This is a genomic window from Halorubrum kocurii JCM 14978, from assembly GCF_000337355.1.
In the GTDB taxonomy this organism is placed as follows: Archaea; Halobacteriota; Halobacteria; order Halobacteriales; family Haloferacaceae; genus Halorubrum; species Halorubrum kocurii.
Map to the genome: position 1 here is coordinate 34,247 of NZ_AOJH01000062.1, position 19,757 is coordinate 54,003.

The 19,757-nt window shown below is 67.7% G+C and carries 17 protein-coding genes; 10 read left to right on the forward strand and 7 right to left on the reverse strand.

What is annotated here, in order from left to right; translation table 11 throughout:
- The first annotated feature begins 146 nt into the window (after positions 1 to 146).
- Positions 147 to 944 carry a ZIP family metal transporter gene (locus C468_RS09735; protein WP_008848713.1) on the forward strand — a complete coding sequence of 266 codons (798 nt, stop codon included), beginning with the start codon at positions 147 to 149 and terminating at the stop codon, positions 942 to 944.
- A gap of 43 nt (positions 945 to 987) precedes the next feature.
- Here C468_RS09735 and thiD read toward each other — a convergent pair whose 3' ends face one another.
- A complete protein-coding gene (gene thiD / locus C468_RS09740; protein ID WP_008848714.1) occupies positions 988 to 1,842 on the reverse strand; it encodes a bifunctional hydroxymethylpyrimidine kinase/phosphomethylpyrimidine kinase in 855 nt (284 codons plus the stop codon).
- Between the two features lie 85 nt (positions 1,843 to 1,927).
- On the opposite strand from thiD, the gene C468_RS09745 reads away from it, so the two are divergent.
- Positions 1,928 to 2,584 carry a DsbA family oxidoreductase gene (locus C468_RS09745; protein ID WP_008848715.1) on the forward strand — a complete coding sequence of 219 codons (657 nt, stop codon included), beginning with the start codon at positions 1,928 to 1,930 and terminating at the stop codon, positions 2,582 to 2,584.
- Between the two features lie 34 nt (positions 2,585 to 2,618).
- On the opposite strand, the gene C468_RS09750 is transcribed toward C468_RS09745, so the two are convergent.
- The 5 genes from C468_RS09750 to C468_RS09770 all read right to left on the reverse strand — a co-directional run bounded on the left by C468_RS09750 (position 2,619) and on the right by C468_RS09770 (position 9,871).
- Positions 2,619 to 3,515 carry a phosphatase PAP2 family protein gene (locus C468_RS09750; protein ID WP_008848716.1) on the reverse strand — a complete coding sequence of 299 codons (897 nt, stop codon included), beginning with the start codon at positions 3,513 to 3,515 and terminating at the stop codon, positions 2,619 to 2,621.
- Positions 3,512 to 5,464: an ABC transporter substrate-binding protein gene (locus C468_RS09755; RefSeq protein ID WP_008848717.1), complete on the reverse strand. Its 1,953-nt coding sequence runs from the start codon at positions 5,462 to 5,464 to the stop codon at positions 3,512 to 3,514. Before C468_RS09755 ends, C468_RS09750 begins: the two co-directional genes overlap by 4 nt.
- A 116-nt stretch (positions 5,465 to 5,580) precedes the next feature.
- The gene (locus tag C468_RS09760; protein ID WP_008848718.1) at positions 5,581 to 6,795 is read right to left on the reverse strand and encodes a hypothetical protein; all 1,215 of its coding nucleotides are present in this window, start codon (positions 6,793 to 6,795) and stop codon (positions 5,581 to 5,583) included.
- 64 nt (positions 6,796 to 6,859) lie between these two features.
- Positions 6,860 to 7,162: a DUF7091 family protein gene (locus C468_RS09765; RefSeq protein WP_008848719.1), complete on the reverse strand. Its 303-nt coding sequence runs from the start codon at positions 7,160 to 7,162 to the stop codon at positions 6,860 to 6,862.
- 165 nt (positions 7,163 to 7,327) lie between these two features.
- Positions 7,328 to 9,871, reverse strand: a complete 2,544-nt coding sequence (locus tag C468_RS09770; protein ID WP_008848720.1) for a PAS domain S-box protein — start codon at positions 9,869 to 9,871, stop codon at positions 7,328 to 7,330.
- Between the two features lie 935 nt (positions 9,872 to 10,806).
- On the opposite strand from C468_RS09770, the gene C468_RS09775 reads away from it, so the two are divergent.
- From C468_RS09775 to lpdA, 7 genes are all read left to right on the forward strand, one after another.
- Positions 10,807 to 11,733 carry a replication factor A gene (locus C468_RS09775; protein ID WP_008848721.1) on the forward strand — a complete coding sequence of 309 codons (927 nt, stop codon included), beginning with the start codon at positions 10,807 to 10,809 and terminating at the stop codon, positions 11,731 to 11,733.
- Positions 11,734 to 12,399: an RPA family protein gene (locus tag C468_RS09780; protein WP_008848722.1), complete on the forward strand. Its 666-nt coding sequence runs from the start codon at positions 11,734 to 11,736 to the stop codon at positions 12,397 to 12,399.
- Positions 12,400 to 12,493: 94 nt separating this feature from the next.
- Positions 12,494 to 12,898: a hypothetical protein gene (locus C468_RS09785; RefSeq protein ID WP_004048800.1), complete on the forward strand. Its 405-nt coding sequence runs from the start codon at positions 12,494 to 12,496 to the stop codon at positions 12,896 to 12,898.
- A 286-nt stretch (positions 12,899 to 13,184) separates the two neighbouring features.
- On the forward strand, positions 13,185 to 14,288 hold the full coding sequence (pdhA, locus tag C468_RS09790) for a pyruvate dehydrogenase (acetyl-transferring) E1 component subunit alpha (protein WP_008848723.1): 1,104 nt from the start codon (positions 13,185 to 13,187) through the stop codon (positions 14,286 to 14,288).
- The gene (locus tag C468_RS09795) at positions 14,289 to 15,275 is read left to right on the forward strand and encodes an alpha-ketoacid dehydrogenase subunit beta (protein ID WP_008848724.1); all 987 of its coding nucleotides are present in this window, start codon (positions 14,289 to 14,291) and stop codon (positions 15,273 to 15,275) included.
- A 22-nt stretch (positions 15,276 to 15,297) separates the two neighbouring features.
- Entirely contained in the window at positions 15,298 to 17,001 is a 1,704-nt protein-coding gene (locus C468_RS09800) for a dihydrolipoamide acetyltransferase family protein (RefSeq protein ID WP_008848725.1), read from the forward strand.
- Positions 17,001 to 18,428: a dihydrolipoyl dehydrogenase gene (lpdA, locus tag C468_RS09805; RefSeq protein WP_008848726.1), complete on the forward strand. Its 1,428-nt coding sequence runs from the start codon at positions 17,001 to 17,003 to the stop codon at positions 18,426 to 18,428. The genes C468_RS09800 and lpdA overlap by 1 nt, the downstream gene beginning before the upstream one ends.
- A gap of 46 nt (positions 18,429 to 18,474) precedes the next feature.
- Here the strand turns inward: lpdA and C468_RS09810 are convergent, their stop codons facing one another.
- A complete protein-coding gene (locus tag C468_RS09810) occupies positions 18,475 to 18,672 on the reverse strand; it encodes a heavy-metal-associated domain-containing protein (protein WP_008848727.1) in 198 nt (65 codons plus the stop codon).
- A gap of 131 nt (positions 18,673 to 18,803) precedes the next feature.
- Between C468_RS09810 and C468_RS09815 the strand changes: the two genes are divergently transcribed.
- Positions 18,804 to 19,418 carry an AsnC family transcriptional regulator gene (locus C468_RS09815; RefSeq protein ID WP_008848728.1) on the forward strand — a complete coding sequence of 205 codons (615 nt, stop codon included), beginning with the start codon at positions 18,804 to 18,806 and terminating at the stop codon, positions 19,416 to 19,418.
- Positions 19,419 to 19,757 lie beyond the last annotated feature (339 nt).

Genomic DNA, 19,757 nt, shown 5'->3' on the forward strand with positions numbered 1-19,757 from the left:
TCCGTCGGTCTCCGGTCGGGGCGAAACTGACGGTCCTGCTCGCGTTGGCCGTGTTGGTCCTGCTCGCCCTGATATTCGGACTCGTCCGCGGACTTGCGTAGCCGGTTCACGATTATTAAGTGTCGACCGATCGAACGACCGAACGTATGGTCGCACTCGACGCGTTCGCGTTCGTCTTCGTCGCGGGCCTCATCACGGCCCTCGCGACGGGTATCGGCGCGCTCCCGTTCTTCTTTTTCGACTCGATCAGCGCCCGCGGCAACGTGGCGCTGTGGGGGTTCGCCTCCGGGATCATGGTGGCGGCGTCGCTGTTCGGGCTCGTCGACGAGGGGCTCGCCGAGGGGACGCCGACGGAGATCGGGATCGGCATGCTCGCCGGCGTGGTCCTCGTGGTCCTCGCGCACGAGGTGCTGATGGACGCCGAGATCGACCCGCAGGAGTACGAGGAGGCCGACTTCAAGAAGCTCATCCTGATCCTCGGCGTGCTGACGGTCCACAGCTTCCCGGAGGGGATCGCCGTCGGCGTCTCCTTCGCGGACCTCGGGCTGGAGGGCGGCACGCAGCTGTTCGGGTTCACCGTCCCGCTCTTAGCCGTGTTCATGACCGTCGCCATCTCCATCCACAACGTACCTGAGGGGACCGCCATCTCCATCCCGCTGCGGTCGATGGGCGTCTCGAAGTGGAAGATGGTGTGGTGGTCGGTGTTCTCCAGCCTGCCCCAGCCGATCGGGGCGGTCATCGCGTTCGCGTTCGTCCGCTACGCCCGCGAGTTCCTCCCGTACGGCTTCGGCTTCGCCGCCGGCGCGATGATCTACCTCGTGCTCTCCGAGTTCATCCCGGAGGCGCTCGAGACGGGGACCGACCTCCCCGGCGGCGGGAAGCGCGTGCTCGCCGGCGGGATCGCGCTCGGCGTCGCACTCATGGTCCCGCTCAACTTCATCTGACCGCGGGCGGAAGCGCCTCGCGCCCGCCCGCGGCCGAACCCGCTTAGGCGCCCCCGCCGAACGTCGTCGGATTCACCGCGCCGGGGCCCTCGCCCACGTCGTAGCCGCGCCGGATCGCTCCTCCCATCTCGTCGACGGCGGCGGCGACCGCCTCGCGGAGGGGCTCGCCGCGCGCCAGCCGGGCGGCGATCGCGCTCGACAGCGCGCAGCCGGAGCCGTGGGTCGCATCGGTCGCGACGCGGGGGGTCTCGAAGCGGAGCACGCCCGCCGAATCGGCGTCGCCCGATCCGTCGTCTCCCCGCTCGCCTCCCACGACGAGCGTGTCGGTCACGCGCTCTCCGTCTCCGATGTGGCCGCCTTTTATAAGCGCGGCGTCGGCGCCGGTCGCGACCAACGCCCGCCCGGCGCGCTCGGCGTCGGCCGGCGTCTCGACCCTGTCGTCGACCAGCACCTCGGCCTCGTCGGCGTTGGGCGTGACCAGGGTCGCCGCCTCGATCAGCCCCTCGTAGGCGGCCTCCGCGTCGGGCGACAGCAGGCGGTCGCCGCTCGCCGCGACCATCACCGGGTCGACGACGACCGGAGCCGAGGCGGCCGCCACCACTCCGGTCACCGTCTCGACCGTCTCGGCCGTCGCCAGCATGCCGGTCTTGACGGCGCCCACGTCGAAGTCGTCGAAGACGGCGTCGCACTGGCTCGCGACGTGCGCCGGCGGCACCGCGTGCACGTCGCGGACGCCGCGGGCGTTCTGGGCGGTCGTCGCCGTCACGACCGACGCGCCGAAGACGCCGAGCGCGGTCATCGCCTTCAGGTCGGCCTGTATCCCCGCTCCGCCCCCGGAGTCGCTCCCGGCGATCGCGAGCGCGACGGGCGGCGAAACCGGGTCGCGCGCAGATGTCATGTCTGAGTAATACCACTCGGTTGTCTAAAGTCGTGGCGATCGCCGACGCCGAACGGCCTTTGCCCCTCGCGGCCGAACCGACGGTATGTCGAACACCGACGCGGCGGACGAATCGACCCCCGACGCGACCGAGTCGATCACGATCTACTCCGACTACGTCTGCCCGTTCTGTTACCTCGGGCGGCAGTCGCTCGCGCAGTATCAGGAGACGCGCGAGGAGCCGCTCGACATCGACTGGCACCCGTTCGACCTCCGCGCGGGCAAGCGCGGTCCGGACGGCGAGATCGACGACGCCGTCGCCGACGGGAAAGACGAGGAGTACTACGAGCAGGCCCGCGAGAACGTCCGCCGGCTCCAGGAGAAGTACGACGCCGAGATGGCACAGGAGCTCCGGACCGACGTCGACTCGCTCCCGGCGCAGGTCGTCTCCGTGCACGTGCGGGAGACCGCGCCCGAGTCGTGGCTCGCGTTTGACGAGGCGGTCTTCGCGGCGCTGTGGCAGGACGGCCGCGACATCGGCGACCGCGAGGTGCTCGTCGACATCGCGGAGCGCGTGGACGGGCTCGACCCGGCGATCGTCGACGAGGCGCTCGACGACGATGACCTCCGCGACCGCGTCACCGACCTGTTCACCGCGGCGCGGGAACGGGGCGTCACCGGCGTCCCGACGTTCGCCTACGACGGCCACGCCGCCCGCGGCGCGGTGCCGCCGGAGCAGCTCGAACGGCTCGTCGAGGGGTAGGGACCGCGGCTCGTCGCCCCTTCGGGCCGTCGCCTCACTCTCCGACCGCTTCGCTGCCCGCGTCGACCTCGTCGACCGCGCCGTCGGCTCCGCCGCCCGCGTCGTCGACTCCTGGCTCGTCCGTTCCGTCGGTCTCGTCCTCGTCGACGACTCGGTACGACAGGTACACCGCGCCGAGCGCGAGCCCGGTCCCGGCGATCACGTCTGTGAGCCAGTGTATCCCGAGGTACATCGTCGCGATCACCACGCTCGTCGCGAGCCACGCGGCGACCGGCGTCCACAGCGGGTACTCTCGCCGGGTCAGCACCGCGAACGTCCCGACGGTCACCGACAGCGACGTGTGCAGCGACGGGAAGACGTTCGTGGGCTCGTTTATCTCGCCCGTCAGCGCCATGAACTCCGGGTTGTGGGTGAACAGCAGCGACGTCACCAGGTCGGGCATGACGTTGCGCGGCCCGTACGCGAACACGACCGTGTACAGCGCGAGCCCGATCGCGTAGTTGAGCGCGTACGCGACGACCAGCCGCTTCACGGTCGTCGTCCGCGGGAGGGCCAGATACGCGAGGAACGGGAACGAGAGCAGGAACACGTACCCGTACACGTACACCGACGCGAAGTACACCGTCAACTCGGGGGACCCGAACGTCGCCTGCACCCACGCGACGAAGTTCCCCTCCAACGCGTAGATGGCCCACGTCAGCTGGAGGCCGAACAGCTCCGAGACCGTCTGGAGGGAGCCGCGACCGATCGCGCTCGCGATCAGCACCACCACGAGCGCGGCGAGCGATTTCCGGATCTCCCACAGCCGGTCGCGGAGATCGTCCCAGAGCGCGTACAGCCGCCGCGGGCCGACGATGGTCACGCTCGCGACGAGCAGGGCCGAGCCAACCCACAACGCGAGCGAGGCGACGACCGACAGGAGCGGACTCATGTCCCCGACGCGAGCAGCCGCCCGTCCTCGTCAAATCGGTACCCGGCCTCGCGGAGCCGGTCGCGGGCCGTCTCGACGTCGAGCGACCCGGGCTCGCCGACGAACGGGTGGAGGGGATCCGTCTCGCCGCCCTCCCACAGGAGGTCCGTCGGCACCCACTCGGGAGTGGCGGCGAGCGGCGAGGCGGCGGGGTCGGCGTACCCGTCGAACGCGGTGTCGACGAGCGTTCGCTTGTCGATGAGCGACGCGAGGACCGTCCGGAACCGGGGGTTCGACAGCGGCGCCCGTCTGGTGTTGTACCCGACGTGGTAGAACCCGCCGGACTGCCCCGTCACGAGCCGCGCGTCGGCCTCGCGTCCGATCCGCGGGACGGAGTCGGGACCGAGGTTCGAGACGGTCGCGTCCGCGCGCCCGTCGCCGACCGCCTGCACCGCCGCGACGTCCGACCCCATCACCTCGATCTCCAGCCGGTCGAACGCCGGCTTCCCGCGGAACCGCTCGGGGACCCCCGCGAGCGGATCCGACGCGTCACTGTCCGACCCGCTCTCCTCGGCCGTGCGCACGACGAAGTGACCGGCGTTGCGCTCGAAGGCGACCGACTCCTCGGGGGCGGCCTCGACGAAACGCAGCGGCCCGCTCCCGACCGGGTCCTCGTTGTTCGTCACCACGGCCTCGGTCGTCTCCGCGTCGAACTCGAGGCCGGCGATCGTCGCCATGCCGGTCCGCTCCTCCCAGACGTGCTTCGGGAGGATCGGAACCTGGAGGGCGCGCACGCCGACCGGCTCGTTGACGCCGTCGAACGTCAGCCGGACCGTCGCCTCGTCGATCGCCGTCGCCGACTCGACCGCCGAGACGCGGCCGCGGAACGTCGGCGTCGGGATCGCTGACTCGGCCGTTCCCATCGAGGTGTCTTGGAGGAACTCGTAGGTGAACTCGACGTCCGCGGCCGTCACGGGCTCCCCGTCGTGCCAGTCGGTCTCCCGCAGCGAGATCTCGACTCCGGCGTCGCCGACCGGCTCCCAGTCGGCGGCGAGCCACGGGATCACCTCCCCGTCGTCGACCAGCACGAGCCGGTCGTACAACAGCGAGGTGAACGTGCCGTAGCGTCGATACTCGGCGGCGATCGGGTTCCAGTTCTGCGTGATGCGCTCGTCGGTCGTCACCAGCCGGAGGGTCGCGGCGTCTCCCGCCTCGCCGTCGTCGTCTGCGAGCGGGTTGTCGTCGATCAGCCCGTCGTCGGTCTCATTGCCGTCGCTCTCGTTGCCGTCGCTCTCGTTGCCGTCGGCGGTTCCCTCCTCGGATTCGGTTTCGCTACCGGCTCCAGCCGCCGCGTCGGCCCGCTCCAAGCCGAGCAGCCCGCCGACCGACAGCGGCTGGCGGTTCGTCCAGTTCTCGAACCGGTCCTCGCGGACCGCGGTGAGCGGGTCGGGGAACGCCACGACCGTGAACGGCTGTAAGTCTCCGAGATCCCGCTGGAGCTCTGCCACGGCCTCGCGCCGCTCGGTACCGTCCAACCGGCGCTGGCTCGCGAGCCGCTCGTCGACGCCGTTGATGTCGGCGAATCCGAACGGGTTCTGCCATCCCGACTCCGCGACGAACTGGGAGTGCGTAAACCCGTACATCGCGTCCGGATCGAACGGCTCCGCCTCCCGGAACTGCCCGACGTACACGTCGAAGTTGTGGTTGATCAGTACCTTTCGCCGAAGGTCCGTGTGACCGAGGGTGTTGATCCGGGCCTCGATCCCGACCGCTTCCAGGTTCTCCGCGAGGTGTCTGGCGATCCGGATCGCGTTGGGATCCCTGTCGGCGGGCGGCGCGTTGATCTCCAGCGTCAACTGCGAGGAGCGACCGCGTCCCGCGATGTTTCGCGTGCGGCCGAGACAGCCGGCGCTCAGGGCCGCGATCCCGACCCCTGCGAGTACCCCGCGTCGACTGGCCTGCCGCGTCATTCGTTTGCCGCTCTTTCGCTCCCCGTGTATATCTCTTCTGTGGTGTCGTCGTCGGATCGGACTCACCGACGTGATCCTCGGGCCGTCCGAACCGGCCGAACGGCAGCAAGCACCCCTCAGATCACGTCGGCGAGCGGGAGCGCCAGTCCGAGGGTCCACGCCGCCAGCCCCGCCGCGAGTACCGGCCGATCGCCCGCGGCGCGCCCCATCGCGACGACGCCGAGCGCGGCGAGCAAGGCGACCCGGTGAACGAGGAGCGCGGGGGGCACCGCCACGCCGAGCGCCGCGAAGTCGACCACGAACCCCGTTCCGAGCCCGACGACGACGCCGATGAGCGCCGCGCTCGGGTCCGACTCGGAAGCTCTCGCGACGACGAGCGCCGGAATGCCGACCGCGATGACGAGGTACAGCGGGGCGGCGATGAGCTTCGGCCCGAGTCCGGGGTACGCGGCCTCCAGCGTGACCCCCGCCACCCGGACGCCGACGATGACGGCCGCGAGCGCGGCGCCGAGCACCGCGGCGTCGACGTGTCGCGCCGCCTCTCTCCGGCTCCGGTGCGCGAGCTCGACGACCGCCGCCCGAGTCCGGCGCCGGAGCAGCGCGCCCCCGACGGTCGCCAGCGAGGCCAGCTCGATCACCGAGACCCAGCCGTCGCTCCACCCGCCCTCGATGCCGCGGTACTCCCGGCGCACCTCGGCGTCGACCCCGCCGTGGATGAACTCGTCTTCGAGCCGGACCGCCGGGTCGTCGATGCCCGGCACCGTGTGCCGGAGCCGGAACCAGTCGTAGTACTCCTCGTGGGCCTGGACCGCGGTGTACGCGCCGTCCGGCGACTCGTACGCCCGGAGGTGGTCGCGGACGCCGAGGTACGCGCCGTCGTGGAGCTCGAACGTCTCCGCCAGCCAGACGCCGCCGTCCGGCCCCTCGACGTAGCTGTAGCGGGTGGAGCTGTGCGCGTCAGCCCAGTCGCGCTCGACGAGCGCCCGCACCTGCTCCGCGTCGGCGGTGGCCGCCGCCTCCTCCGCTTCGGTCTCCTCCCAATCGGTCTCGGACCCACCCTCGATCGCTCGCCGCGTCGTCTCCGCGTCGGCGCGAAACAGGACGTTGATCGCGAGCGTCCGCCCCTCGGCCGAGGTGCTCCGGCTCGTGTACGGCCAGAGCCGGTAGTCGCCGTCGACCGCGATGAGCGCCTCGTCGTCGACGGTCGGCGCCGGCGGTTCCTCGGCGGTCGGCGGCGGCGCCTCGTCTCCAGCCCCGGCGAAGAACCCGGAGGCCGCGAGCCCGACGCCGACCGCGACGAGGAGCGCGACGACGACCGTCGTCCGTTTCATGCGTCGTCTGAAGAGTGCGGGAGAGAAACCGCTTTGGGTGGGCGATTCGCGCCCGTCGACCCGCTCACCACGTCTCCACGAACCCCTCTCGCACGTCCTCCGCGCACCCCTCGCAGTCGGCGTGACCGCCCTCGAAACAGGACGGTCGCCCCTCGCCGTCGACGGGGACCGCCCGGCGCTCCGCGTGCCGGCGGCAGACGATCCGGGCGCGCCCCTCGTCGTCGGTCGGGAGGTCGTACCGCTTCGCCCCCGCGCCGCTGCCGTCGGGGTCCGCCTTCGCCTCGGAGTACGCCCGCTTCGCCTCCTCGAACTGCTTGCCCGCCTTGCGGAGCTGTTGGCGGATGACGCGTTCGAGTCGGTCGTCCATACCCTGCCGTTTCGGCGCGTCGGATATAGGTCCGTTGGCGGTACGACGACTCTGCGGTGATCTCCTCCGAAGCCCCAGTCGCTCGCTTATAAATAACCGACTCTGTTGAAATCCTCAAACGGTGATATGTTCTTGGAGCTGTGCTGAATACAGAGCGCGTATCGGTCACGCACCCTTTTCGACACCGGTAATTTCGAAGCGGGCCCCGCCCCCTTTGCTCTTAGTCACGATAGTTTCCCAGCCGTGCGCGTCGGCGATTTGTTCGACGATCCGCAGGCCGAACCCGGTCCCGTCCTCATTTGTCGAGTATCCTGCCTCGAATACGTCCTCACGGTCAGACTCGGGGATTCCGGGGCCGGTATCTGCCACGTAGAAGCCGTCGTCTATCGCACCGACAGACACTGTCACGTCGTCGCTGCCGTGTTCTATGGCGTTTTGGTAGAGATTCTCGAACAGTTGCTGGATCCGACTCCGGTCGGCTTCGATGACCTGTGGTGCGTCGGCGTCGAGTGTTGCTTGTCGCGTCTTTACAGTTTGCCAACTGTTCTTAGCTACGTTCGCAAGTCCAATCTGTTCGATCTCATCAACTCGGCTGCCTTCTCGTGCCAGTGTCAACAAGTCCTCAATGAGCGCGTCCATCCGGTCAAGTGCCTGTGCTACGCCGTCGATATGGTCACTCGTACACTCGTCCCGAATCAGTTCCAACCGTCCTTCGGCCACGCGGAGTGGGTTCCGCAAATCGTGGCTGACGATGCTGGCGAACTCTTCCAAACGCTCGTTCTGTCGTTGCAATTTTTCTTCGTACTCTTTCTGCTCAGTAATGTTGGTGGCGATGCCACAGGTGGCGTATACGGAGCCATTGTCAAACAGTGGGACAATCCGGGTGAGAAAGTACTGACGACCGTCGTCGGTCTGAATGACCTCTTCGACCTCGACATGTTCTCTCGTCTCATAGACTCTTTGGTCGTTCTGCTGAAATTTCCCAGCCACTTCCGCCGAGTGTAAATCTACTGCCCGTTTTCCAGCGATGTCGGTATCGTCAGCGATGTCGAACAGGTCCCGATGATATTGATTCATGTACACGTACTCGTCATCGGTGTTTCGAATCCACATCGCGGACTCAACGCTATCGATAACACCCTGAAGTTGGTTGGTGGTCTGGCGGAGTTCGGCTTCACGTTCTCGTTGCTCGGTAACATCCCGGAGTGTGCCGACCGACCCGTTGAACTCCTCGCCATCGTACGGAAGGACGCCCATGTGATCTTCACAGACGATTGGGTCGCCCTCGCGGGGGTGGATCGTCACTTCGAATGTTACCCCTTCCGGGCCATCGCTCGATAGTAACCGTCCCAATTCCTGCTCGGCCCGTTCTACGGCCTCTTCGTCTTTGATCAGCGATGGTGTGTTCCCGAGAATCGTCTCCCGGTCGTAGCCGACTAATTCCACCAACTCGTCGTTAACATAGGTGAACTGCCCCTCTTCGTCAAGCACGTACACTGCATCACTGAGTGCCTCAATAATCGTCTCGTACTCTTCTAATTCAGTCTTACGCCGCTCTCGGTCGGTAACATCCTGAAACTTCGAAAAAATCGTCTGGACGTCCCCATCTGCGGCGGTGACGACACGGTTGTGCCACTCGCAGGTGATTACCTCGCCATCCTTTCGGACGTTCCTGTTGATCACGTGGGTTCCGCCGTCCGCGTCAAGGAGTTTTTCTACAGTATCACCCACCTGTCCGCTGTCGTCACCGGCGACAATTCCCTCCCATGACTCGCCACGTAACTCTGCCTCACTGTAGCCGAGAATCTCTTCGGCCCGTCCGTTCATTCGTTCAAACTGGAATTCAGGATCCCACTGGACTGCCCCAAGCGGTGATTCTTCAAAGAATAGCGATAATTGCTTCTGTCGCTGCCGAGCGGTCCGTTCGTGCTCCTCACGCTCAGTAATATCATGACCGGCCCCCCGGAGCTTTGTTACTTTCTCCCCATTCTCGACAACCGGAGTAATTGTCATGTCGAGGAGACGTTCCTCGCCGTCACCCGGCTGGAGTCGCCATGTGTCGTGTAGTTCTTCGCGCGTCTCCAATACCTTGTCGAGTGTATGCTGGATGTCTTTGCGATCGTCTGGATGGAACAGTTTCAGCGCCTCCTCCAGAGGCATTTCGTGTTGGTTATGACGGCCAATGATTCGCCGAGTGCCTGCCGTCAGCACGACAGTATTGCTCTCTGTGTCCAGTTCGAAACCACCGGTATCACCGTTGAATTCCGTCAATCGCATCAATTGTTCTTGTCTGTCGGCCCGCTTGGCCTCGCGGCGGGCGCGAACGGCGTTGTGGATCCGGTTGACCAAGAGTTCGTACTGTTCGGTGCCCCTGCCCTTCTGGAGATAGTCGGTGACACCGGCAGCAATGGCGTCACTGGCGACTGTCTCGCTGCCCTTGCCGGTGAAGAGAATAAACGGGAGGTCGGGATACTCCTCTCGGACAGCCTGCAGGAATTCGATGCCATCCATGCCGGGCATGTTGTAATCCGAGACGACACAGTCAGGCGGGCGGTCATTAATATTCTCCAACCCCTCGTCGGCACTGGTCGCTGTCTGGACAACGAAGCGGTCGTCCTCGCGTTCGAGAAACGTCCCTGTCAGGTCCGTGATGGAGGGGTCGTCATCGACGTGGAGAATCTGAATCTCTTGGTGAGAACTGAACGGCATGGTATATAAAGTGTTAGTATCATCAAAAAACTACTGTAACAGAATCAGGACTGAAATTGGCCTTGTCGATACCGAGAAATTAATGATATTTAACTATTTGAAATAAATAATGCTCTGATGCTGACTTTATCCTCTGGATCTCGCATGCCGATCCTATCATTTCGTAAGGATTTCAACAGAGTCAAATAACCGGTAACGGATCGACGGCAGACAGCTTCAAAACCTCAGTCGCGACGACTCGCGCGACTCGCTGTCGTTCGAAAGGCGCTTCGCACCTTTCGTGATGTCGTCAGAACGCAGAGCGTTCTGACTGCTAGCCGGAAATCTTGATTTTCGGCGATTTCGAGACGCCTGTGGCGTCTCGAACCACGCTCCGCAACCGCTCGCTTCGTTCGCGGTCTGCGGTGCTTGCGTCGTCGAGCCTCGTCCCTCCGGGAGACTTCGTCTCCCGTGCCCCCGCTCGCGTCGCTCGCGGGGATCACGACTGTTCCTTTGAGTCCACCCGCACCGCAACCGCCGGAAGACGTTCCCGCTCCCTTCGGTCGCTCGCGGGACCACAGGCTCACGCCTCCCCAGCCTCGTCGGACCGGCGCAGTTGCGCCGGTCCGGCTCCAGCAAGGGACCTTCGGTCTCTCCCTACTCGCGCCCTGCGGGCGCTCGGCGGCGCGCCACCGCGCGTTTGTTTATAAAGCCGCAGCGAAGTCGATATCGTCGCGCGTGGACGCTTCACGTGGTACGGTTCCACTTGAAACGGCGCCCGCGCGTGGCTGACGAGCGTCAGACGCGATTGGGACCCACAGCCCGAAACCGACGGAAGAGGCCGCTCAACGGGTCTGCGCCGACCACTTTCACCGCGGTTGCGGGATTTTTAATACCGTCAGGAACCAACCGTCGTACGCCTCCCATTGAAACACGACCGGAGGCGGAGACACCCCATGAGCGAACTGCGACAGGAAGCGGAAGCGATAGCGGAACAGTTCTCGGACCACCTCGACGTGGACGCCGACGAGATCGAAGAGCGACTGGAGAACCTCGTCAACGAGTACCGCGTCCCCCTCGACGAGGCGCGCCGGAGCGTCACCAACAGCTACCTCGACGACGCCGGGATGGAGCGCGACGAGCTCGGCCGCGGCGGCAGCGAGTCGGTCCTCGTCAACGAGATCGACGAGGACGAGCAGTGGGTCGACCTGCGCGTGAAGCTGGTCGACCTCTGGGAGCCCCGCAGCGACTCGATCTCGCAGGTCGGGCTCCTCGGCGACGAGTCGGGCACGATCAAGTTCGTCGCCTTCGAGACCTCAGACCTCCCCGAACTGACCGAGGGGCAGGCGTACGAGCTCTCGAACGTCGTCACCGACGAGTACGAGGGCAGCTACTCGGTGAAGCTCAACCGGACCACTCAGATCACCGAGATCGACGAGGAGGTCGAGGTCGGCGACAACGCCGACACCGTCGAGGGCGCGCTGGTCGACATCCAGTCCGGCTCCGGGCTGATCAAGCGCTGCCCGGAGGACGACTGCACGCGCGTCCTCCAGAACGGCCGGTGCTCGGAGCACGGCCAGGTCGAGGGCGAGTTCGACCTGCGGATCAAGGGCGTCCTCGACGACGGCGAGACCGTCACCGAGGTCATCTTCGACCGCGAGGCCACCGAGGAGCTCACCGGGATGGGCTTAGAGGAGGCCAAGGACATGGCGATGGACGCGCTCGACACCACCGTCGTCGCCGAGGAGATGGGCGACGACGTGCTCGGGCGCTACTACCGCGTCACCGGTCCCACCTTCGGCCGGTACGTCCTGGTCGATGAGATGGAGAACCCCGGGGCAGTCGACGTCGAAAGCGCGCTGATCGAAGCGAGGTCGATTTAAATGAGTCAATCCGCACCCACCCGAGAGGTCGCCCGGCGCGTGTTCGCGACTGAGTTCAACGACGCCGGCTACACGTTCACCGAGTCCGACGACGAGCGCGCCCCCGTCTACGCGCTGCTGCCGACGGGCGAGTCGTCGAACCGCGTGTTCTTCGTCGGCACCCTCACGGAGAAGGAGGACGTCGGCGAGGACGCCGAATACTGGCGCGGCCGCATCGTCGACCCGACGGGCACGTTCTTCGTGTACGCCGGCCAGTACCAGCCCGAGGCCGCCTCGAAGCTCCGCGACCTGGAGCCGCCGGCTTACGTCGCAGTCGTGGGGAAGCCCCGGACGTACGAGACCGACGACGGCACCGTCCGGGTCTCGGTCCGCCCCGAGTCGATCACCGAAGTCGACGCCGACACCCGCGACCGCTGGGTCGCGGAGACGGCCAAGCGGACGATCGAGCGCGTCGCCGCGTTCGACGACGAAGGGAACGAGTACGCGCGGATGGCCCGCGAGGAGTACGACCTCGACCCCGAGACGTACAAGGCCGCCGCGCTGTCGGCGCTCGAGGACCTCGACGAGGGCGACGGCGACGAGCTCGCGGGCGACGGGTCGGCCGGCGGCGACGCCGCGAGCGAGGGCGCGCAGTCCGGCGATCCGACCGGCACCCCCGAGCCCTGACGCGTCGGGCGAGCTCCGCGTCCCGCGCCGTCGGTATCGATCTTGCTATCGTCTGACAAACGCTTAAGTAGGTAGCGTGACGAACGATCAGATAATGGGCAACAAGAACAAGACGATCTCGTTCCGCGTCAACGAGGACGCGTTCGAGACCCTCCGCGACATCGCCGAGGAGCGAGACATCTCGCTGTCGGCGGTCTTCCGGGACTACGTGGATACGCTCGTTGCCCACGACGGACAGGTCCGCGTCGTCCCGGAGGCGGAGCTCGACAGCATGGGCGAGAGCGGGGAGTCGTTCCCCCCGAAGATCGAGGTCCCGAAGAGCTTCGTGCGCGAGCACGAGCGGCTGGAGCTCGAGGCGGACCACCTCCGCGAGCAGCTGGAGGAGCACAAACGCTACGTCAACTACCTCCGCGAGCAGCTGGAGGACGGCGACGAAGAGGTGATCCAGCTCGAAGACCTCGACGGCGAGCCCGACGAGCCCTCGTTCCGGCTCGGGTAGTCGACGACGGGCCGTCCCGTCTCCCTGCGGAGGGCCTCCCGCACGTCTAGCGGCGGCGCCGATCGCGGCGAAACCTTCCCGATCGTTCGGTACTGTTCGGGGAACCGCCGATTTCGGCGAAAATATTGCCGGCCTCGCCGTGAGTTGTGTAGAAACGTCTGGTTCTCCCGGAATCTGGTGGACAGTTTCTCACGCCCCCTACCGATTTCTGACTATAATAAACTATTTACGAAAACCATAATAGCCGGGCGGTGGACCGTTCGTGTATGAAGAGGTGGGTCCGACCGTGAGCGTGTTCGACAGGGCGTACGACGATCCGGTCCGCGTGCTCGACGAGGACGGCGAGGTCGTCGGCGACGTGCCGGACCTCGACGACGAGGCGCTCGTCGAGATGTACCGGCACATGCGGTTGGCGCGGCACTTCGACGGCCGCGCCGTGAGCCTTCAACGACAGGGGCGGATGGGGACGTATCCGCCCCTGTCGGGTCAGGAAGGCGCGCAGATCGGCTCCGCGACCGCGCTCGCCGAGGACGACTGGCTGGTCCCCTCGTACCGCGAGCACGGCGCCGCGCTGGTCCGCGGCCTCCCGCTGAAACAGACGCTGCTCTACTGGATGGGCCACGAGGCGGGCAACGCGACGCCCGAGGACGTGAACGTGTTCCCGGTCGCGGTTCCGATCGCGTCGCAGATCCCCCACGCCACCGGCGCGGCGTGGGCCTCGAAGCTCCGAGACGAGAACGACGCGTTCCTCTGCTACTTCGGGGACGGCGCGACAAGCGAGGGCGACTTCCACGAGGGAGTCAACTTCGCGGGCGTGTTCGACACGCCGACCGTCTTCTTCTGTAACAACAACCAGTGGGCGATCTCCGTGCCCCGCGAGCGACAGACCCGGAGCGCGACGCTGGCCCAGAAGGCGGAGGCGTACGGGATCGACGGGGTACAGGTCGACGGGATGGACCCGCTGGCGGTGTACCGCGTCACGACGGCCGCCTTAGAGAAGGCGCGCGACCCGGAGACGGACCGACCGCGCCCGACGCTGATCGAGGCGGTCCAGTACCGGTTCGGCGCCCACACGACCGCGGACGACCCGACGGTCTACCGCGACGAGGACGAGGTCGAGCGCTGGAAAGCCAAGGACCCGATCCCGCGGCTGGAGGCGTACCTCCGGTCGGAGGGCGTGCTCAACGACGAGCGCGTCGCGGAGATCGAGGCCGCCGTCGAGACGCGGGTGGCCGACGCGATCGAGGCGGCCGAGGCGGAGGCGCGGCCGAAGCCGAGAGAGATGTTCGAACACGCGTACGCGGAGCTGCCGCAGGAGCTGGAGCGCCAGTACGAGGAGTTCGCGGCGTTCCGCGAAGCGCACGGCGACGAGGCGTTCCTGGAGGAGTGAATGAGCGAGACACAGAACCTCACCGTGGTACAGGCGGTCCGAGACGGATTGTACGCAGAGATGCGCGAGGACGACGACGTCCTCGTGTTGGGTCAGGACGTGGGGAAGAACGGCGGCGTCTTCCGCGCGACCGAGGGCCTGTTCGACGAGTTCGGCGGCGACCGCGTCGTCGACACCCCCCTCGCGGAGTCGGGAATCGTCGGCGCCGCCGTCGGGATGGCGGCGATGGGGCTCAGACCCGTCCCGGAGATCCAGTTCTCGGGGTTCATGTACCCCGGGTTCGACCAGATCGTCTCCCACATGGCCCGCTTCCGGACGCGAAGTCGGGGCCGGTTCACCCTGCCGATGACGCTCCGCGCCCCGTACGGCGGCGGGATCCGCGCGCCGGAACACCACTCCGAGTCGAAGGAGGCGTTCTACGCCCATGAGGCCGGGCTGAAGGTCGTCATTCCCTCGACCCCGTACGACGCGAAGGGGCTGTTGGCGGCGTCGATCCGCGACCCCGACCCGGTGATCTTCCTCGAACCGAAGCTCATCTACCGGGCGTTCCGCGACGAGGTGCCCGAGGAGCCGTACACCGTCCCGATCGGCGAGGCCGCCACCCGGCGCGAGGGCGGCGACGTGGCGGTGTTCACCTACGGCGCCATGACGCGGCCGACGCTGGAGGCCGCCGAGAGCCTCGCCGAGGAGGGGATCGACTGCGAGGTCGTCGATCTCCGGACCGTCTCTCCCCTCGACCGCGAGGCCGTCGTCGAGGCGTTCGAGGCCACCGGCCGCGCCGTCGTCGTCCACGAGGCGCCGAAGACCGGCGGGCTCGCGGCCGAGATCACGGCGATCATTCAGGAGGAGGCGCTGCTGTACCAGGAGGCGCCCGTGAAGCGCGTCACCGGCTTCGACGTGCCGTACCCGCTGTACGCGCTGGAAGACTACTACCTCCCGACCGCGACGCGCATCGAGGAGGGTATCAAGGAGGCGGTGGAGTTCTAACCATGCGCACGGAGGTCACCCCATGACCGTCGAGGAGTTCAGGCTGCCGGACGTCGGCGAGGGGGTCGCCGAGGGCGAGCTGGTCACGTGGCTCGTCGCGCCCGGCGACCGCGTCGAGGAGGACCAGCCGGTCGCGGAGGTCGAGACCGACAAGGCGCTCGTCGAGGTCCCGTCGAGCTACGACGGGGTCGTCGAGGAGCTGTTCGTCGAGGAGGGAGAGATGGTCCCCGTCGGCGACGTGATCATCTCGTTCCGCGTCGACGAGGACGGCGACGCCGGCGAGGCGACCGCGGAGAGCGACGCCGGCGCGACAGCGTCGGAGGCGGCGGCCGGCGACGACGAGGCGGACACGACCGAACCCGACGACGAGGCGGACGCGATCGAGGCGGACGCGACCGAGACGGAGCCGGCCACCCCGTCCGGGCGGACCTTCGCGCCGCCGTCGGCCCGCCGGCTCGCCCGCGAGCTGGGCGTCGACATCGCCGCCGTCGACGGGAGCGGTCCCGGCGGGCGGATCGGCGAGGCCGACGTGCGGGCGCACGCCGAGGGCGGCGCCGACGCCGGCGCCGACGGCCCCTCCGTGGGGTCCGCGTCCGACGCGCCCGACCCGAAGCCGGCGCCGACGCCGACCGACGTGGGATCCGGCGGCCGCACGTCGGCCGTCAAAAAGCGCGACGCGGGCGGGGCTGACTCGGAGACCGGGGCCGCGGACGCCGCGTCGGCGGCGTCTGACGCCCCCGACCCCGCCGCCCGCGAGACGACGCTCGCGACGCCCGCGACCCGGAAGGTCGCCCGCGAGCTGGGGGTCGACGTCGACGACGTGCCGACCGACGACACCCGGGACGGCGAGGCGTTCGTCACCGGCGAGGACGTTCGGGCCTACGCGGAGGCGCTGGAGTCGGAGGCGGGAGCGGTCGACGCGCCCGCCGACGCGCCAGACCCGAAGCCGGTCGACGTCTCGGGGAGCGCGGACGCCGCCGCCGCCGGCGGGACCGGGCCGTCAGCGGCCGAGCCGAGCGCGCCCGGCGCGGCCGACGAGACCGTTCCCTACCGCGGCGTCAGGCGCACCATCGGGAAGCAGATGGAGCGTTCCGTGTACACCGCCCCGCACGTCACCCACCACGACACCGCCGAGGTCGACGCGCTGGTCGAGGCGCGCGCGGAGCTGAAACCGCAGGCGGAGGCCGAGGACGTGAAGCTGACCTACATGCCGTTCGTGATGAAGGCCATCGTCGCGGGGCTGAAGGAGTTCCCGTCCCTCAACAGCGAGCTCCGCGAGGACGACGAGGAGATCGTGTTGAAGGGCGACTACAACCTCGGGATCGCCGTCGCGACCGACGCCGGGCTGATGGTGCCGGTCGTCGAGGACGTCGACGAGAAGGGGCTCTTCGAGCTCGCCGACGAGGTGAACGACCTGGCCGCCCGCGCCCGCGAGCGAGAGCTCGCGCCGGCGGAGATGAAGGGCGGCACGTTCTCGATCACCAACTTCGGCGCCATCGGCGGGGAGTACGCCACGCCGATCATCAACTACCCCGAGACCGCTATCCTCGGGCTGGGCGCCATCGAGGAGCGGCCGGTCGTCCGCGACGGCGAGGTCGTCGCGGCGCCGACCCTGCCGCTGTCGCTGTCGATCGACCACCGCGTGATCGACGGTGCAGAGGCGGCCGCGTTCGCGAACACCGTGATGGAACACCTTGAACACCCGCTGCTACTGTTGACTCTATAATGGTCGTCGGAGACATCGCAACCGGAACGGAGGTACTGGTGATCGGGGCGGGACCGGGCGGCTACGTTGCCGCCATCCGCGCCGCACAGGAGGGGCTCGACACGACGCTCGTCGAGAAGGACGCCTACGGGGGCGCCTGCCTCAACCGCGGCTGCATTCCCTCGAAGGCGTTGATCACGGGCTCGGGGCTCGCCCACGAGGCCGGCAACGCCGAGTCGATGGGGATCCACGCGGACCCCGCCGTCGACATGGGGAAGATGGTCGAGTGGAAGGACGGCGTGGTCGACCGGCTCACCGGCGGCGTCGAGAAGCTCTGTAAGGCGAACGGCGTCAACCTGATCGAGGGGACCGCGTCGTTCGTCGACGAGCACACCGCCCGCGTCGCCCACGGCGGCGAGGGACAGGGCTCCGAGTCGATCGAGTTCGAGCACGCGATCGTCGCGACCGGGTCGCGACCGATCCAGATCCCCGGCTTCGACTTCGCCGAGGACCACGTCTGGAGCTCCGCGGACGCGCTCGCCGCGGACTCGGTCCCGGACCGGCTCGGGATCGTCGGCGGCGGGTACATCGGGATGGAGCTGGCGACGACGTACGCCAAGCTCGGCGCCGACGTGACGGTCGTCGAGATGCTCGACGACATCCTCGACCCCTACGAGGACGACGTGAAGCGGATCGTCCGGGAGCGCGCGGAGGAGCTGGGCGTCGAGTTCCACTTCGGCGAGGGCGCGAGCGAGTGGTCGGAGGGCGCCGACGGGGGCTACCTCCTGCACACGGAGACCGAAGCGGGCGAGGAGTCGACGTACGGCGTCGACAAGGTCCTCGTCGCCGTCGGGCGCCAGCCGGTCACGGACGGGCTCGATCTGGAGAACGCCGGGATCGAGACGGACGACCGCGGGTTCATCGAAACTGACGACCGGACGCGGAGCGCGGTCGAGCACGTCCACGCCGTCGGCGACGTGGCGGGCGACCCGATGCTCGCGCACGCGGCCTCGAAGGAGGGGATCGTCGCCGCCGAGGTGATCGCGGGCGAGCCCGCCGCGCTCGACCAGCAGGCGATCCCCGCGGCCGTCTTCACCGACCCCGAGATCGGGACGGTGGGGCTGACCGAGGACGAGGCCGAGGCGGAGGGGTTCGACCCCGTCGTCGGCGAGATGCCGTTCAACGCCTCCGGCCGCGCGATGACGACCGGCCACACCGAGGGGTTCGTCCGGCTCGTCGCCGACGACGAGACCGGGTTCGTGCTCGGCGCGCAGATCGTCGGCCCGGAGGCCTCCGAGCTGATCGCCGAGGCCGCGCTCGCGATCGAGATGGGCGCGACGCTTGAGGACGTGGCGGCGACGGTCCACACTCACCCCACGCTCGCGGAGGCGGTGATGGAGGCCGCGGAGAACGCCCGCGGACAGGCGATTCACACGCTGAATCGGTAGGCGGTCGGCGGAACTCGCATGGCGGGCTCGACGCCCGGTTTCCGTTTTAAGCCGAGGCGTCGTAGCCCGCCTCGCTCACCGCGCTCACGAGCGCGTCCGGATCGGCCTCGCCCTCGACGGTCGCCGACGCGCTCTCGTGGTCGGCGGTCGCGCTCTCGACGCCGTCGACGCCCTCGAGCGCATCCGCGACGCTCTGCTCGCAGTGTTCACACGACATTCCCTCCACGGTGATGGTTCGACTCATGACGGGTGACGATAGGGGAGGCGGAGGTTTGTCGCTTTCTGCTTCGCGATCACGGTTCGAACGCCGCCCTGGCTTCGGAATCCGAACTGCTCTGCCCAACCGTCTTATATATCCCAGTCGTACCCCGAGCCATGCGCGACCTCGACGAGACGGACCTGGAGATCCTGTCGCTTCTGGCCGCGGACGCTCGGCGCCCGTTCAGCGAGATCGGCGACCGCGTGGGGCTGTCGGGGCCGGCGGTCTCGGACCGCGTCACCCGACTGGAGGAGACCGGCGTGATCAAGGGGTTCACGGTCGACGTCGACCGCACGAAGCTCCGGGCCGGGGTCCCCGTGCTGATCGACGCGGAGCTGCCGGTCAGCGGGGTGTCCGCCGACGGAACGGCCCCTCTCGACGAGGCCCGGGAGCGCGCCCGCGAGGCCGACGCGGTCGAACACGTGTTCGTCACGGCCGAGGGCGACCTGCGGGTGTACGCCCGCGTCGACGGGCGGACCGCGCGGGAGTGGGTCGCCGGGCTGTTCGACGGGATCGCCGTCGACGACTACGCGGTCACGCTGGTCGACGAGTTCGAGTGGACGCCCTCGATCGAGGGCGTGGAGTTCGCGCTGACCTGCGCGGAGTGCTCGAACACCGTTGATACTGAAGGTGAAACGGCGCGGATCGACGGTGAGGTGTACCACTTCTGCTGTCCGTCCTGCCTGTCGCGATTTCGAGACCGGTACCAGCGACTGGAGGAGGGGGTGTAATTCGGTGGATCGGTTGACCGCGGATCGTCGGTGAACGCCTGCGACGTCCCAGTCGCTCGTTTATAAACGATTAACACCGTATCGGCGGGGAACACCGCCAAAGACCCTGGTGCTCGCTTATAAGTGACTGCTGACGGCGGAGTGACGGTGAACTCCTCCAAAGCCCCAGCCGCGAGGCGGGCGCACGCTCGCTGCGCGCTTCGGTCGCTCGCGGTGCTCGCTCCCTGCAGTGCTTACGTCGTCATCAGAACGCAAAGCGTTCTGATTGGCTCACGAGAGCTTTGCTCTCGTGAACGCCTGCGCCCGCCTCGCGGCTGCCCCTTTGAGTCCCACCCCGCA

Coding starts and splice junctions, on each gene's coding strand:
- C468_RS09735 (WP_008848713.1), top strand. CDS start 147: ATGGTCGCACTCGACGCGTTCGCGTTCGTCTTCGTCGCGGGCCTCATC.
- thiD (WP_008848714.1), bottom strand. CDS start 1,842: ATGACATCTGCGCGCGACCCGGTTTCGCCGCCCGTCGCGCTCGCGATC.
- C468_RS09745 (WP_008848715.1), top strand. CDS start 1,928: ATGTCGAACACCGACGCGGCGGACGAATCGACCCCCGACGCGACCGAG.
- C468_RS09750 (WP_008848716.1), bottom strand. CDS start 3,515: ATGAGTCCGCTCCTGTCGGTCGTCGCCTCGCTCGCGTTGTGGGTTGGC.
- C468_RS09755 (WP_008848717.1), bottom strand. CDS start 5,464: ATGACGCGGCAGGCCAGTCGACGCGGGGTACTCGCAGGGGTCGGGATC.
- C468_RS09760 (WP_008848718.1), bottom strand. CDS start 6,795: ATGAAACGGACGACGGTCGTCGTCGCGCTCCTCGTCGCGGTCGGCGTC.
- C468_RS09765 (WP_008848719.1), bottom strand. CDS start 7,162: ATGGACGACCGACTCGAACGCGTCATCCGCCAACAGCTCCGCAAGGCG.
- C468_RS09770 (WP_008848720.1), bottom strand. CDS start 9,871: ATGCCGTTCAGTTCTCACCAAGAGATTCAGATTCTCCACGTCGATGAC.
- C468_RS09775 (WP_008848721.1), top strand. CDS start 10,807: ATGAGCGAACTGCGACAGGAAGCGGAAGCGATAGCGGAACAGTTCTCG.
- C468_RS09780 (WP_008848722.1), top strand. CDS start 11,734: ATGAGTCAATCCGCACCCACCCGAGAGGTCGCCCGGCGCGTGTTCGCG.
- C468_RS09785 (WP_004048800.1), top strand. CDS start 12,494: ATGGGCAACAAGAACAAGACGATCTCGTTCCGCGTCAACGAGGACGCG.
- C468_RS09795 (WP_008848724.1), top strand. CDS start 14,289: ATGAGCGAGACACAGAACCTCACCGTGGTACAGGCGGTCCGAGACGGA.
- C468_RS09800 (WP_008848725.1), top strand. CDS start 15,298: ATGACCGTCGAGGAGTTCAGGCTGCCGGACGTCGGCGAGGGGGTCGCC.
- lpdA (WP_008848726.1), top strand. CDS start 17,001: ATGGTCGTCGGAGACATCGCAACCGGAACGGAGGTACTGGTGATCGGG.
- C468_RS09810 (WP_008848727.1), bottom strand. CDS start 18,672: ATGAGTCGAACCATCACCGTGGAGGGAATGTCGTGTGAACACTGCGAG.
- C468_RS09815 (WP_008848728.1), top strand. CDS start 18,804: ATGCGCGACCTCGACGAGACGGACCTGGAGATCCTGTCGCTTCTGGCC.